13 protein-coding genes are annotated in these 15,051 nt (G+C 59.7%); 9 read left to right on the forward strand and 4 right to left on the reverse strand.

Going from position 1 to position 15,051, the window contains the following annotated elements; all coding sequences use genetic code 11:
• Window positions 1–17 precede the first annotated feature (17 nt).
• Window positions 18–482, reverse strand: coding sequence for a DUF2231 domain-containing protein (locus D7241_RS08055; protein WP_408101041.1), 465 nt, complete (start codon window positions 480–482; stop codon window positions 18–20).
• 144 nt (window positions 483–626) lie between these two features.
• On the opposite strand from D7241_RS08055, the gene coxB reads away from it, so the two are divergent.
• Genes coxB through D7241_RS08070 form a run of 3 tightly spaced genes read left to right on the forward strand, consistent with a single transcriptional unit; the run spans window position 627 to window position 4,407 of the window.
• Window positions 627–1,520, forward strand: a complete 894-nt coding sequence (gene coxB, locus D7241_RS08060) for a cytochrome c oxidase subunit II (protein WP_408101211.1) — start codon at window positions 627–629, stop codon at window positions 1,518–1,520.
• Window positions 1,517–4,048 (forward strand): cytochrome c oxidase subunit I, encoded by a 2,532-nt coding sequence (gene ctaD, locus D7241_RS08065; protein WP_408101042.1) that lies wholly within the window; start codon window positions 1,517–1,519, stop codon window positions 4,046–4,048. Before coxB ends, ctaD begins: the two co-directional genes overlap by 4 nt.
• Window positions 4,048–4,407, forward strand: coding sequence for a hypothetical protein (locus D7241_RS08070; protein ID WP_408101043.1), 360 nt, complete (start codon window positions 4,048–4,050; stop codon window positions 4,405–4,407). The genes ctaD and D7241_RS08070 overlap by 1 nt, the downstream gene beginning before the upstream one ends.
• A gap of 53 nt (window positions 4,408–4,460) precedes the next feature.
• On the opposite strand, the gene tusA is transcribed toward D7241_RS08070, so the two are convergent.
• On the reverse strand, window positions 4,461–4,712 hold the full coding sequence (gene tusA / locus D7241_RS08075) for a sulfurtransferase TusA (protein ID WP_408101044.1): 252 nt from the start codon (window positions 4,710–4,712) through the stop codon (window positions 4,461–4,463).
• A 65-nt stretch (window positions 4,713–4,777) separates the two neighbouring features.
• Window positions 4,778–5,827: a 23S rRNA (cytidine(2498)-2'-O)-methyltransferase RlmM gene (gene rlmM, locus D7241_RS08080; RefSeq protein WP_408101045.1), complete on the reverse strand. Its 1,050-nt coding sequence runs from the start codon at window positions 5,825–5,827 to the stop codon at window positions 4,778–4,780.
• 302 nt (window positions 5,828–6,129) lie between these two features.
• On the opposite strand from rlmM, the gene acnA reads away from it, so the two are divergent.
• Together acnA and D7241_RS08090 are read left to right on the forward strand one after the other, a co-directional pair.
• Window positions 6,130–8,805 carry an aconitate hydratase AcnA gene (gene acnA, locus D7241_RS08085; protein ID WP_408101046.1) on the forward strand — a complete coding sequence of 892 codons (2,676 nt, stop codon included), beginning with the start codon at window positions 6,130–6,132 and terminating at the stop codon, window positions 8,803–8,805.
• 187 nt (window positions 8,806–8,992) lie between these two features.
• Window positions 8,993–10,561 (forward strand): methyl-accepting chemotaxis protein, encoded by a 1,569-nt coding sequence (locus D7241_RS08090; protein WP_408101047.1) that lies wholly within the window; start codon window positions 8,993–8,995, stop codon window positions 10,559–10,561.
• On the opposite strand, the gene D7241_RS08095 is transcribed toward D7241_RS08090, so the two are convergent.
• Complete coding sequence (locus D7241_RS08095; protein WP_408101048.1) at window positions 10,551–11,231, reverse strand: alpha/beta family hydrolase; 681 nt, start codon at window positions 11,229–11,231, stop codon at window positions 10,551–10,553. The genes D7241_RS08090 and D7241_RS08095 overlap by 11 nt on opposite strands.
• 538 nt (window positions 11,232–11,769) lie before the next feature.
• On the opposite strand from D7241_RS08095, the gene ccoN reads away from it, so the two are divergent.
• From ccoN to ccoP, 4 genes are read left to right on the forward strand one after another with little or no spacing between them, the layout of a single operon-like run.
• On the forward strand, window positions 11,770–13,197 hold the full coding sequence (gene ccoN, locus D7241_RS08100) for a cytochrome-c oxidase, cbb3-type subunit I (protein ID WP_255976573.1): 1,428 nt from the start codon (window positions 11,770–11,772) through the stop codon (window positions 13,195–13,197).
• A gap of 10 nt (window positions 13,198–13,207) precedes the next feature.
• A complete protein-coding gene (gene ccoO / locus D7241_RS08105; protein ID WP_255976576.1) occupies window positions 13,208–13,819 on the forward strand; it encodes a cytochrome-c oxidase, cbb3-type subunit II in 612 nt (203 codons plus the stop codon).
• Between the two features lie 6 nt (window positions 13,820–13,825).
• Window positions 13,826–14,008 carry a cbb3-type cytochrome oxidase subunit 3 gene (locus tag D7241_RS08110; RefSeq protein WP_408101049.1) on the forward strand — a complete coding sequence of 61 codons (183 nt, stop codon included), beginning with the start codon at window positions 13,826–13,828 and terminating at the stop codon, window positions 14,006–14,008.
• Window positions 14,009–14,926, forward strand: coding sequence for a cytochrome-c oxidase, cbb3-type subunit III (gene ccoP, locus D7241_RS08115; protein WP_255976580.1), 918 nt, complete (start codon window positions 14,009–14,011; stop codon window positions 14,924–14,926).
• Window positions 14,927–15,051 lie beyond the last annotated feature (125 nt).

Below are 15,051 nucleotides of genomic sequence, written 5' to 3' on the forward strand. Positions count from 1 at the left end.
CTCATTCACGGCCCAGGTCAGACCTTGTCCAGATCGACCCCAACAGCATGCTCGTAAACCAACCGCCCGCCGAGATAGGCAGCCAGGGAGATCATCGCAGCGGTGATTGCCGACAGGTACAGCGCCCAGAACAGCATGCTGTCTCCATCGTTCTGGTAACGCAGCAACCAATTGAGCGAAGCCAACGAAAGCATCATCACCGCCAGGATTGCATGACACCAGGCGGTAATCTTCTGCCGAATCTCATGCACCGTAAGCAGATCGATCAAGCCGAAAATGCTGGCGACCCAGCCGCCCAGAGCACCCACACCGGCCAACCAGAGCCCTGCGCGCCACCAGAAATCATCCATCGTGAAGAGGTGGGCAATATCGACCGGCAGCAGTCCGGTCAAAGCCGCCACTGGAAAATGGATCAGCATCGGATGCAAGGGATGCCCGGCAATCGCGGCGCGGCTGTGGATGGAGTCTCGGTATCGGGCCATTCGGCTCTCCGGCGGCATTCAAGGGGACTGGGCACCCGCTCCCAACGAGTCGGCAGCCTCTTGAAATGGACCACACTGGCGCTGGCAGTTCCTTTGCTGAGCGCCTGCGGCGGCCCGCTGTCCGCCCTTAACCCAGCCAGCCCGATGGCACGGCAGGTGGCGAATGTCTGGTGGGGAATGTTCGCTTTCGCCACGCTAGTGCTGGTAGCCGTGAGTGCCCTATGGATCTATGCATTGGCGCGCAAACCGCGCAAGACCACCGATGAACAGGCCATACGACTCAATCGGCGCTGGGTCATAGGCGGCGGCATCGTGTTACCAAGCGTAAGCATCATCGTGTTGTTGATATTCGGCATCCCGACCGGGCGCAGCATGATTCCGCTGCCGGTCGAGGGCGAGCAACCATTAAGGGTCGAAGTCACCGGTCATCAATGGTGGTGGGAGGTGCATTACCCCGACAGCGGTGTTACCACAGCCAATCAGTTGATCATCCCGGCCGGTCGCCTGGTGGACGTGCAGGTCACCAGCGCCGATGTCATTCACTCGTTCTGGATCCCGCGGCTCGGCGGGAAGATGGACATGCTGCCCGGACGGACCAACATCATTCGCATCGAAACAGGGCATACCGGAATATTCCATGGCCAGTGCTCCGAGTTCTGCGGCCTGCAACATGCGCATATGAAGCTGCATGTCGAAGCGTTGGACGAATCCGGTTTCGGCGAATGGATCGCGGCGCGGGAAAATCTCAACTTTACGCAGCGCGCGCCCGGCGAGGCAGGAGAAGTCTTCCAGAACCGCTGCGGCCAATGCCATCGCGTCGCGGGGATTACCGACGGTAATCGCGCACCGGATCTTACCGATCTGGCAACACGGCCAAGCCTAGGCGCGGGCGTAATCGACAATGACGAAGAAGGCCTCCGCCGCTGGCTGCGTGAACACAAGACGCTCAAGTTCGGCAATGGCATGCCTGCCCACGACGACGTTCCGCCTGAAACCCTTGACCAGATCGCCGATTGGCTGGAGACGCTCGCTCCATGACTTACTTCGACAGAAGCAGCGCGCCCTCTACGGACCCGGATCAGCTCCACGACCAATTCAACGATGTCTGGGGCAACCCGCGCGGGTGGCGCGCGCTGACCATCGTCAACCACACCAGCATTGGCCTGCGCTTTTTGATTACCGGCGGGGTGTTCTTCCTGATCGGCGGCTTGATGGCGATGCTGATCCGCACCCAGCTCGCCCTGCCTGGCTATGTATTGATGGAGCCGGAAGTTTACAACCAGGTTTTCACCATGCACGGCTCGGTGATGATGTTTCTGTTCGCCGTACCAATGATGGAGGGATTGGCGGTCTACCTCATTCCCAAGATGCTTGGTGCGCGGGATCTCATCTTCCCGAGGCTGTCTGCGCTCGGTTATTACTGCTACCTCTTCGGCGGCATCATTCTGCTTTCCAGCGTGTTTCTCGGCGTGGCGCCCAAGGCCGGCTGGTTCATGTACACGCCGCTGTCGAGTTCGTCGCACATGCCTGGCGTCAACTCCGATTTCTGGCTGCTGGGCATCACCTTCGTCGAAATTTCGGCGGTGAGCGCCGGGGTCGAGCTGGTGGTGTCGATCCTGCGCACACGAACCAGCGGTATGGCGCTGCACAAGATGCCGCTCTATGCCTGGTACATCCTGGTCATGTCGCTGATGATCGTTTTCGGTTTCCCACCATTGATACTCGGCAGCATTCTGCTTGAACTGGAACGAGCCGCCGGCCTGCCATTCTTCGATACCGCCAAGGGCGGCGACCCCGTGCTTTGGCAGCATCTGTTCTGGCTGTTTGGCCATCCCGAGGTGTACATCATCTTCTTGCCGGGCGCCGGCATCGTCTCGACGCTGTTGCCAGTGTTCTGTCAGCGGCCCCTAGTGGGTTATCGCTGGGTGGTACTCGGCGTGCTGACGACCGGCTTCCTGAGCTTCGGGCTCTGGGTTCACCATATGTTCACCGTGGGCATCCCGGCCCTGGCGCTGGGTTTTTTCTCGGCGGCGAGCATGCTGGTGGCGATCCCTACGGGCGTGCAGATATTCGCCTGGATCGCCACGCTCTGGCTGGGCAAACCGGTGTACCACGTGCCGATGCTGTGGCTAGTGGGTTTTCTGATCGTCTTCGTCTGCGGCGGGCTGACTGGCGTGATGGTTGCTCTAGTGCCCTTCGACTGGCAGGTGCACGACACTCACTTCGTCGTCGCGCATATGCATTACGTGCTGGTCGGCGGCATGTTCTTTCCCTTGATGGCCGGGCTGTATTACTGGCTGCCGCACTTCTCAGGACGCATGCCCTCGGTACGGCTCGGCCGCTGGGGCTTCTGGCTGGTATTCATCGGTTTTAATGTGACCTTTCTGATCATGCATTGGACTGGCCTGATTGGCATGCCGCGCCGGGTCTATACCTACGACACGGGCCTGGGCTGGGACATGCCTAATCTGGTTTCGTCGATCGGCAGCTTCATCATGGCCATCGGTATTGCCACCATCCTGCTGGATATCGTATTGCACTTTCGCTTTGGCCAGCCCGCGGAGAAAAACCCGTGGAACGCCGACACGCTGGAATGGGCCACTAGCTTGCCACCGAGCCCATATAACTTCGTCAGCCTGCCGAACATAAGCGAGCGTCATCCACTGTGGAAGGACCCGGATCTACCGGACAGCATTGCTCGCGGCGAACACGCATTGACGACCATAGACCATGGCCGACGGGAAACCTGGGGCACGGACCCTTTGACCGGCAAGGTGCGCGAGATCATTCATCTGCCTGGCAACAGCTGGTTGCCATTCGTGGCTTCGGTGTTTTTAGCCGTGCTCTGCCTGAGCCTATTGAACAAGTTCTACTGGGTCGCCCTCAGCGCAACCATCGCAACGCTAATCGTGTTGTTCCGCTGGTCATGGGAAAACGGCGCGCATCCGGCTGCCGCGCCGGACGCGCAAACCCAGCCCGGCGAGCCGCCACTGCATTCGCGCACCTTCGATGGTCCGGGGCTGTGGGGCATGGGCGTGACGCTGCTGGCCAACGGCACTATGTATCTGTCGCTGCTGTTCGGCTGGTTCTACCTCTGGACAGTGTCGCCGCAATGGCAGGTGCCCGAGCAGTCGGACCTCAACGGCTGGCTGATGCTTGCCAGTGCCGCTCTGCTGACCGTCGGAACGCTGTGGATGCGCATCGTGCCGGCGCGATTGCGCCGTGGTAACAACGATCGGCTGTTGGGCAATCTCTGCGCTGTTGCAACCATCGGCCTGGTGCAATGCGCCACGCTACTGTGGGTGCTGCTCGGGGCCAATCTGCAGATAACCGAAACCGCACATGATGCAGTGATCTTCGTGATGCTGGCCTACAGCCTGATTCATTGCGCCCTGGCAACGATCCTTACCGTATTGCAGGCGATGCGGGTGATGTACGGCTATGTCGGTGACAAGGCACCCTACGAAACCGTGGTGGTCGAGCAGCTCTGGTATTACAACCTCGGCGTGATCTGGAGCGCCTACGCTGCAATCGTCCTGTTCCCGACCGCGTTGGGAGCCGCCTGATGAAGTATCGTCGCACTTCGATCTTTCACCCTGTACAGATCCCGTTCGGGCTGACGATCTGGAGCCTCTGGTTTGCTGCCATGTATGGCTCTCATGCCGTAGTCTGCTCGATTGCTCCGCCTGACCCTAATCAGGGCATTTTCAACTGGCTGAACGCCAGCTTCGGAGCTCTGACATTGTTGGTCGTCTTGCTGCTGCTTTGGTTAGGGCGCCGTTCCTGGAAGCTGTCGCGCCCGCCACATGATCTCAATGAGCGCCAGGTCTTCGTCACCAAGATTTCCTCGGGCATCCATTTCATTGCGGCGCTGTCCACGATATTCGTTGGACTTCAGCTGGCGTTTCTGCCGCCATGCATATGATTCGATGGGTTACAGACGCATCCTACGAACCGATTCAGGCCCGAGCGGAGGCATCAGTCGGTCTTCTTGCGAATCCAGTAGAGATAGGTGCCTTCTTCGGCGTGCTGCTCCACCAGCTCATGGCCGAGGAAGACGCAGAACTTAGGGATATCGCGTTGGGTGGACGGGTCGGTGGCGATCACCTTGAGCAGTTCGCCGCCACCGAGGCCGCGCACCTTGTTGTGCAGCATCATTACCGGCTCAGGGCAGTTGAGACCGCTGGCATCGAGCACCGCGTCGGCGGACAGTTCAGCAGATTGAGACATCACAGGCTCCATAAAACAGGTCGGCATTGTCGCGCAGACGGATCGTGCGGTCACCAGGCCCAACGTCACAGCCGACGCAAATGGCAGGTCACTTCCTCGCGGTCATGGTAAAGCTGCTTGCAGCCGATGCTGGCCTTCACCCCTCGTTCGGCAAGCCCATCTGCGATGCGTTCCAACAGGCGTTTCACCTCGGCGTAACGCTGCTTCATCGGCAATTTGAGGTTGACCACAGCCTCACGGCACAGGCCCTCGCCAATCCAGGTTTCCAGCAAAGCGGCATTTTTCGCCGGTTTCTCGACGATATCGCAGACCATCCAATCCACAGGACGCTTGGGACGGAAGGCAAAACCATCCGCGCGGTAATGCCCGACCAGCCCTGACTCAAGCAGCGTCTCGTTCATTGGCCCGTTGTCGACCGCCATTACCTCTATATCTCGATTGACCAGCTGCCAGGTCCAACCACCCGGCGAGGCGCCCAGGTCCACCGCGGTCATGCCCGCAGCCAGCCGCTCATCCCACTTATCGCGTGGAATGAAGTGGTGCCAGGCCTCTTCCAGTTTCAATGTCGACCGGCTCGGTGCCTGCCGCGGGAATTTCAGACGCGGAATGCCCATCGGCCACATGGCGCTGTTATCCGCTTCGGCGACGCCGAGAAATACCTCACGCCCGCTCTTGAAGGTCAATAGCAAACGCGGGCCGTCACCGCCCTCGCTCAATCGGCCCGCCTTTGTCAGCGCCTTGCGCAACGGTGCCTCGAACTTGCGGCAGAAGTTCGAAAGTTCCTTGCCATCGTTGGTGTCCAGCACTTCCAGCCAGAGGCTGCCGCACACGGGATAGGCTTGGAGATGTTCGAGCAACACGCCGATTCGGTCGGCTTCAGGTAAGGCCAGATAGTCGCCACGGGCCCATTGCCGGGGAAAGATCAGCCGGGAGAAGCGTACGCCGCGCATCAACCGCTCCGCGCCACCCTCCTCGCTGCAGACGAACTCGGCGCAAGCGCTGTCCGGTTTCGCCTTGGCGTAACCGGCCACATCAAGGCGAACGGCCTGATCGCTGATCTCGGCGCAGACTTCGTTTTCAAAGCCCGGTCGGCAATGCAGCAGCAATGTTTTCATGGTACGAACCCTGTAGTCGGCGCGACGGTGCAATGGCGTGCGAGCGCTCTGCGACCAAAGCCGCACATCATAGCCGAGTGGGGAACCCGAGGCGTGCTGCCCCGGTCCAGTGAACAGTTAGCTGGAATCAATCGAGCGAATACAGCCCCGTCAGCGCCTGCAAAATGCCGAGGCAAGGATTCCATCGCCGTCGACGCCAGTCGGCGGCCAGTTTCGTGGCGAAACACTTCGCCAGGGGCTAGTTTCAACACAACGCTCCCCATCCCAGTCAAGCCCGACCGTGCGGGCACAAGGAGAGACGAATGCCATCCCTGGACAGCCTGAACTGCCGCCGAAGCCTCGATGTGAACGGCAAGACCTATCATTACTACAGCCTTGCTGAAGCGGCGAAGCAATTGGGCGACATCAGTCGTCTACCGACCTCCCTCAAGGTTCTGCTGGAGAATCTGCTGCGCTGGGAGGATGACGTCACGGTGCGCGCCGATGACTTCACCTCGTTGGCGGTGTGGCTGAAGACCCACACCTCCGAACGCGAAATCCAGTACCGCCCCGCGCGCGTGCTGATGCAGGATTTCACCGGCGTGCCTGCGGTCGTCGATCTGACCGCCATGCGCGATGCCGTGTCCCGAGCCGGCGGCGATCCACAACGCATCAATCCGCTGTCACCGGTGGATCTGGTGATCGACCACTCGGTGATGGTCGACCGTTTCGGCAGCAACAAGGCGTTCGAGCAGAACGTCGACATCGAAATGCAGCGCAACGGTGAACGCTACGAGTTCCTGCGCTGGGGCCAGCAGGCATTCGATAATTTCCGCGTGGTGCCGCCGGGCACCGGTATATGCCACCAGGTCAACTTGGAATACCTGGGCCAAGTGGTGTGGACCAAAGAAGAAAACGGCGAAACCATCGCATACCCGGACACCCTGGTCGGCACCGATTCGCATACAACCATGATCAACGGCCTCGGCGTGCTGGGTTGGGGCGTGGGCGGTATCGAGGCGGAAGCGGCCATGCTCGGCCAGCCCGTATCGATGCTGATTCCTGAAGTAGTCGGCATGCGCCTGACCGGAAAACTCAACGAAGGCGTGACGGCTACCGATCTGGTACTCACCGTCACCCAGATGCTGCGCAAGCAGGGGGTGGTGGGCAAATTCGTCGAATTCTTCGGTCCCGGCCTCGACAATCTTCCCCTTGCCGACCGCGCGACCATCGGCAACATGGCACCCGAATACGGCGCGACCTGCGGTTTTTTCCCGGTGGATCAGGTCACGATTGATTACCTGCGCCTGACCGGGCGCGACGAGGACCGCATCGCGCTGGTCGAGGCGTACAGCAAGGCCCAGGGCATGTGGCGGGACAGCAATTCACCGGACCCGGTGTTCACCGCCACTCTGGAACTGGACCTCAGCCAGGTGCAGCCTTCTCTCGCCGGACCCAAGCGTCCACAGGACAGGGTTTCGCTGGGTGACATTGGCGCCAACTTCGATCTCCTACTGGAAACCAGTGGCAAGACTCAGCAAGCCAACAGCTCGGTGCCCGTAGCTGGCGAGGATTTCGGTCTCAAGCATGGCGCAGTCGTCATCGCGGCGATTACCTCCTGCACCAACACTTCCAACCCCAACGTCCTGATGGCCGCTGGACTGGTAGCAAAGAAGGCGCTCGAACGCGGTTTGAAGCGTGCGCCATGGGTGAAATCCTCCCTCGCGCCCGGCTCCAAGGTCGTCACCGATTATCTAGAGCGCGCCGGGCTGACCACCTACCTGGATCAGCTTGGTTTCAATCTCGTCGGTTATGGCTGCACCACTTGCATCGGCAACTCCGGACCGTTGCCCGAGGCCATTGGCCAAGCGGTCACCGACAACGATCTGATCGTGTCCTCCGTGCTCTCCGGCAACCGCAACTTCGAGGGACGCGTGCATCCGCTGGTGAAGGCCAACTGGCTGGCTTCGCCGCCGCTGGTGGTGGCCTTTGCGCTTGCCGGTACAACCCGAATCAATATGGATAAGGACCCACTCGGCTACGACGAGCAGAATCAGCCGGTCTACCTTAAGGACATCTGGCCGACCAGCGCCGAAGTAAACGAAGCGGTCAGCAAGATTGATGGGCAAATGTTCCGTACACGCTATGCGGACGTATTCAGCGGCGACGAGCATTGGCAGTCCATCGCAGTAACCGCTGGCGATACCTATAAATGGAACAGCAATTCGAGCTATGTGCAGAATCCGCCGTTCTTCGAGGACATCGGCCAACCGCTGGTGCCGCCAGCAAATGTCGAGAATGCGCGCATTCTCGCTCTGTTTGGCGACTCCATCACCACTGACCACATCTCGCCAGCTGGCAACATCAAAGCCAGTTCGCCCGCCGGTCTGTACCTGCAGCAACTGGGCGTAAAGCCGGAAGACTTCAACTCCTATGGCTCGCGTCGAGGCAATCATGAAGTGATGATGCGCGGGACATTCGCCAACATCCGCATCAAGAACGAGATGCTGGGTGGCGAAGAAGGCGGCAATACGTTTCATCAGCCGAGCGGAGAGCGCATGTCGATTTACGACGCGGCAATGCGCTACCAGACCGAAGGCGTGCCGCTGGTGGTGATAGCCGGCAAGGAGTACGGCACCGGCTCCAGCCGCGACTGGGCGGCCAAGGGCACCAACCTGCTCGGGGTGAAAGCTGTGATCGCCGAAAGCTTTGAGCGCATCCACCGCTCCAACCTGATCGGCATGGGCGTGCTGGCGCTGCAGTTCGTCGGTGATCAGACGCGCAAATCATTAAGCCTGACCGGTAACGAGACGCTCTCTATCCGAGGTCTCAGTGCCGACATCAAACCACGTCAGCTCCTGACCGTGGATGTGGAGCGCGAGGACGGCTCACGAGACAATTTCCAAGTGCTCTGCCGCATCGACACGCTCAATGAAGTCCAGTACTTCAAGGCCGGCGGCATTTTGCATTATGTCCTAAGACAGTTGATCGAAGCCTGAGCGCCACGCATCCCTGGCGCCCCTTCAACGCTCGCTCGCAACACTGTTGCAGCGGGCGTCTTGTTTCTGCGAATGTTTGTCGGTTGATGCTCAACTGATTGGTTTTGCTGCCGTTAATAAGACATGGCTTGCCGTCATCGACTGCCCAAGAACATCAAAACCATCCCGAACTGCCAGGCGTACCCTCATGCGAAACAACCAGCCCATCACTCAGCGTGAATATGCATTCCCAGAGCAGCAGCGGCTGATTTCCACCACGGACCTCAAAGGCCAGATCAGCTACTGCAACGACATATTCGCCGAAGTCAGCGGCTTCGAGCGCGGCGAATTGATCGGCTCGCCGCATAACCTGATCCGTCACCCGGACGTGCCGGCCGCCGTTTTCGCCCACATGTGGCGGACGCTTAAGGATGGCAAACCCTGGATGGGCATCGTCAAGAATCGACGCAAGAATGGCGACCATTACTGGGTCAACGCCTATATGACGCCCATGCTCGATCTGCAGCGCAAGATCGTCGGTTACGAGTCAGTTCGCACCAAGCCCACACGTGAACAGGTGCAGCGGGCGGAGGCACTTTATGCGCGACTTAATGCGGGCAAGAGCGGCGTGCCACGTCGCGACAAGTGGCTGCCCGTCGCAGTCAATTGGCTGCCGTTCATTTGCATCAGCCAGATCGGTTTCATGGTCGGTTTATGGCTCGATCACATCTGGGGGTTCGCATTGGCTGCGCTGCTTTCCGTGCCGCTGGGACTCGCCGGGCGGCATTGGCAGATGCGCGGCATGAGCCGGTTGGTACGGCTGGCCGAACAATCAACGAGCGACCCGCTGATCGCCCAGATGTACACCGACAGTCAGGGCGCCGAAGCCCGGCTGGAAATGGCGATGCTCAGCGAACATGCACGACTGAAGACCTGTCTGACCCGTCTTCAGGACAGCGCCGAGCAGCTTCAGCAGCAAGCCAAGCGCGCAGATGAACTGGCGCACAGCTGTTCCGACGGTTTGGCGCGTCAGCATCACGAGACCGAACAGGTCGCCACGGCCATTAATCAAATGGCCGCAACGACTCAGGAGGTTGCCGGCAACGTAGCCCTGGCGGCCGGTGCCACCGAAGAGGCCAGCCGGCTCGCCGCCGAGGGCCGAGAAATCAGCGCACAGACCCGCAAGGCCATCGAGTCGCTGGCCAGCGCGGTGACAGAGACGGGCGATGCGGTTTCAGCGCTGGCGAAGAACAGCGACGAAATTGGCACCGTCGTCGATGTGATCAAAAGCATTGCCGACCAGACCAACTTGCTTGCACTCAATGCAGCCATCGAAGCAGCTCGCGCCGGGGAAAGCGGTCGTGGCTTCGCGGTGGTCGCCGACGAGGTCCGCCAACTGGCCCAGCGCACCGCTACGGCCACAGGCCAGATTCATCAACTGATTGAAAAACTTCAGCTGCAGGCACGCCAGGCCGTTGAAACCACCGAACAGGGCCGCGCTCAGGCGAGCCGTGGCGTGGAAAGGGTAATCGACGCGGACAAGGCGCTCGCCGGCATCAGCACCGCGGTGGAAAGCATCATCGATATGACCTCGCAGATCGCCTCGGCGACCGAGCAGCAGAGTGCAGTTGCCGAGGAAATCAGCCACAACGTCAGTAATATTGCCCGCCTCGCCGATCAGACCGCGGGTGATGCACAAAGCTCGACGTTGCTCTCCGAGGAACTGGCCGCAACCGCGCAGTCCCAATACACCCTGGTGGAGCGCTTCAACCGCTGAACGATCGGTTATGCAGAAACGCCGCGACTGCGTTCGCGGCGTTATCGAGATGCTGATCGTGAGTCAGTCCCGATCGTTTCAGAGGCTTTAGATCATGGTCGGCGGTTGCCAGCCAGCTGAGGCGAATCGCCGGCGATAGCGGGTATCCGGCGACCGTATTCCGGTCACCCAGCGCGTCGCGCTCACCCTGAACGATCAGGGTCGGCGTACGTAGCTCGGCAAGATGCGCCACGCGCGGCTTCTCTGGCTTTCCTGTGGCATAAAAGGGATAACCCAGACACACCAGCGCATCAACCTCCAGCTCATCGGCCAGGAGGCTGGCCATCCGTCCGCCCATCGATTTGCCACCGATCGCCAGCCGCCCTGCGGTTTGCTGTCGGACATAGCCATAAACGTCCCGCCATTGTTGTAGCAGTAGCGCCTGAGGGTTCGGTGGACGTTTGCGCCCGGTATGGCGCCGCTCTGCCATGTAGGCGAATTCGAAACGGAACACCTCTATTCCACGCGCGACGAGGCGCTCGGTCATCTGCGCCATGAACGGGCTGTCCATCGGCGCCCCTGCGCCGTGCGCGAGGATCAGGCTCGCGCAGGCTTCGTCGCACGGGCGATTGACCGTGACGAGCGGGACCTCGCGTCCCGGCGTGCATTGATCGCCCTGAATATCAGTCATCTGAATTTCCCATGGCTTTCCCGACATCTATCGAATAACCAGTTACGCCCACAAAAAACTCGTCATGATCCGTCTATAGCAATTCGTATGTACACATCGTCTCTTACCGCGATAGAGGCACATGGTCCGCCAACTACCATCAGTGACGTGGGAAATCGAGCCATCCGCAACGTGCCGCAACACAACTTCCTTGGGAGGTACAACGATACCTGCGCTGTTTTCGACCAGGCCCGCCCCAAAAAGCCTCAGTGCGACGCTCTGTCGCAGACCGTCCAGTCCATCCTCGCTTTGCCCGTGTGCCCGCCTGCTCCTATATTCTTCTCCACTCGCCGGACTACGCAGAATTACAAGGCGAAGCTCTCGATTCAGCACATCGGCATGATGTGAAAAACGACCCTGCAAATCGCATGGAAAACGCTTGGGATCAGGGTCCGAACGGCACGAGATGGCCTGGGCCTCGTTTGCATTGCCCCCCTCCTTTCTCCATACTTGCCGCCGTTTTTGCCCCTCTGAAATGCCATTAGCGTGGAAGCCTTGCATGAGCACAGCAATAAGTGAGACTGCATATAACTATAAGGTGGTTCGCCAATTCGCCATCATGACGGTGGTGTGGGGAATCCTTGGGATGGGTCTGGGCGTTCTTATCGCCTCGCAGCTGGTGTGGCCCGCACTCAACTTCGACCTACCGTGGGCCAGCTTCGGTCGTTTACGCCCGCTGCACACCAACCTGGTGATCTTCGCGTTCGGCGGCTGTGCCCTTATGGCCACCTCGCTCTACGTGGTACAGCGCACCAGCCAGACCCGGCTGATATCCGACGGTCTGGCCGCGTTTACCTTCTGGGGTTGGCAAGCAGTGATCGTCCTGGCGATCATTACTCTCCCGCAAGGCTTCACCAGCAGCAAGGAATACGCCGAGCTCGAATGGCCGATCGATATTCTGCTGGCGGTCGTCTGGATCAGCTACGCGATCGTATTCTTCGGCACCATCGTGAAGCGCAAAGTAAGCCATATCTACGTAGGTAACTGGTTTTACGGTGGCTTCATCCTGGTTACGGCGATGCTGCACATTGTCAACAACCTCGAAATCCCGGTTTCTTGGTTCAAGTCTTATTCGATTTATTCCGGCGCCACCGATGCCATGGTGCAGTGGTGGTACGGCCATAATGCCGTGGGCTTCTTCCTGACCACCGGCTTCCTGGGCATGATGTACTACTTCGTTCCGAAGCAGGCTGAGCGCCCCGTGTACTCCTATCGCCTGTCCATTGTGCACTTCTGGGCACTGGTCACGCTGTACATCTGGGCCGGCCCGCACCACCTGCACTACACCGCTCTACCAGAGTGGGCCCAGAGCCTGGGCATGGCGATGTCGATCATTCTGTTGGCACCGAGCTGGGGCGGCATGATCAACGGCATGATGACGCTGTCTGGCGCCTGGCATAAGCTGCGCACCGACCCGATCCTGCGCTTCCTGGTGGTGTCGCTGGCGTTCTACGGCATGTCGACATTCGAAGGTCCGATGATGGCCATCAAGACTGTCAACGCGCTGTCCCACTACACCGACTGGACCATCGGCCACGTTCACGCTGGCGCTCTCGGCTGGGTAGCGATGATCTCAATCGGCTCCCTGTATCACCTGATTCCGAAGGTCTTCGCTCGCGAGCAGATGCATAGCATCGGGCTGATCAATGCCCACTTCTGGCTGGCGACCATAGGCACCGTGTTGTATATCGCCTCGATGTGGGTCAACGGTATCACTCAGGGCCTGATGTGGCGCGCGGTCAACGAAGACGGCACCCTCACCTACTCCTTCGTCGAGGCGCTGGAAGCCAGTCATCCGGGCTTCATCGTTCGAGCATTGGGCGGTGCGTTCTTCCTCACCGGCATGCTGCTGATGGCCTACAACACCTGGCGTACCGTGCGTGCCGCCAAGCCGGCTGAATACGAAGTCGCTGCGCAGATCGTCTGAGGAGCCGAGCATGAAAAGTCACGAGTTACTTGAAAAGAACGTTGGCCTGCTGGCCCTGTTCATGACCCTGGCTGTCAGCCTTGGCGGTCTGACGCAGATCGTCCCGCTGTTTTTCCAGGACGTGGTCAATGAGCCGGTAGAAGGCATGAAGCCACGCACTGCTCTGGAGCAGGAAGGTCGCGATATCTACATCCGTGAGGGCTGCGTTGGCTGCCACTCACAGATGGTTCGCCCATTCCGTGCCGAGACCGAGCGTTATGGTCACTACTCCGTCGCTGGCGAGAGCGTATACGACCACCCATTCCTGTGGGGTTCCAAGCGCACCGGCCCGGATCTGGCCCGCGTTGGTGGTCGCTACTCCGATGACTGGCACCGCGCGCACCTCTACAACCCGCGCAACGTGGTGCCCGAATCGAAGATGCCGTCCTACCCTTGGCTGGTAGAAAACAAGCTCGACGGCAAACATACCGCCGCCAAGCTGGAAGCACTTCGCAGCGTAGGCGTGCCCTACACCGATGAAGACATTGCCGGAGCCAAAGACGCCGTGAAGGGCAAGACCGAGATGGATGCTCTGGTGGCCTTCCTGCAAAGCCTTGGCACCTCCCTCACGAACAAACGGTAACGCATGATGGAAATCGGGACTCTTCGCGGCCTGGGCACCATTTTGGTATTCGTCGCCTTCATTGGCCTCGTGCTCTGGGCCTACAGCAGCAAACGCAAGAAAAGCTTCGACGAAGCCGCAAATCTGCCCTTCGCTGACGAGACCGACATCAAGAAGCGTGAAGAAGAAGCTTCCAGGAGTAAGAAATAAATGACCACGTTTTGGAGCTGGTACGTCACCCTGCTGAGCCTGGGCACCATTGCGGCACTGGTCTGGCTGCTGCTTGCGACCCGCAAGGGGCAGCGTGGCGACAGTACAGAAGAAACCGTCGGCCATTCCTATGATGGCATCGAGGAATATGACAATCCGCTGCCCAAGTGGTGGTTCATGCTGTTTGTCGGCACGGTGATTTTCGCCCTCGGCTACCTTGCCCTTTATCCGGGCCTGGGTAATTGGAAAGGTGTGCTGCCTGGCTATGAAGGTGGCTGGACGCAGGTTAAAGAATGGCAGCGCGAGATGGACAAGGCGAACGAGCAGTACGGCCCGCTCTACGCCAAGTTCGCTGCAATGCCAGTCGAGCAAGTCGCTCAAGACCCTCAGGCCCTGAAAATGGGCGGACGTCTGTTCGCTTCGAATTGCTCGGTCTGCCATGGCTCGGACGCCAAGGGTGCCTATGGCTTCCCTAACCTCACCGACCACGATTGGTTGTATGGTGGAGAGCCGGAAACCATCAAGACCACCATCATGGGTGGGCGCCAGGCGGCCATGCCTGCCTGGGCTAACGTGATTGGCGAAGATGGCATCCGCAACGTCGCCGGTTATGTTCGTAGCCTGTCTGGTCGCGATATCCCTGAGGGCATCAACGCCGACATCGAGCAAGGTCAGAAAATCTTCGCCACCAACTGTGTAGCCTGTCATGGCCCTGATGCCAAAGGCACCCAGGCCATGGGCGCGCCGAACCTGACAGACAACGTCTGGCTTTATGGCTCGAGTTTCGGACAGATTCAGCAGACTCTGCGCTATGGTCGTAATGGTCGTATGCCTGCTCAGCAAGACCACCTTGGCAATGACAAGGTGCACCTGCTGGCCGCCTATGTGTACAGCCTCTCGCAAAAGTCGGAGAACTGATCCGATCGGTCTCAGGCGCGACCGACAGTCGCACCTGAGATCGACCATCGAGGCGTACCATTCGCAGCAGGTAAGCAAAAGATCCCGGTCGGCACGTATCGGCCGGGACACTCACCCTCCGCCGT

Origin of the sequence: Stutzerimonas sp. VN223-3 (genome assembly GCF_045999685.1) — a bacterium.
Classification (GTDB): domain Bacteria; phylum Pseudomonadota; class Gammaproteobacteria; order Pseudomonadales; family Pseudomonadaceae; genus Stutzerimonas; species Stutzerimonas stutzeri_AR.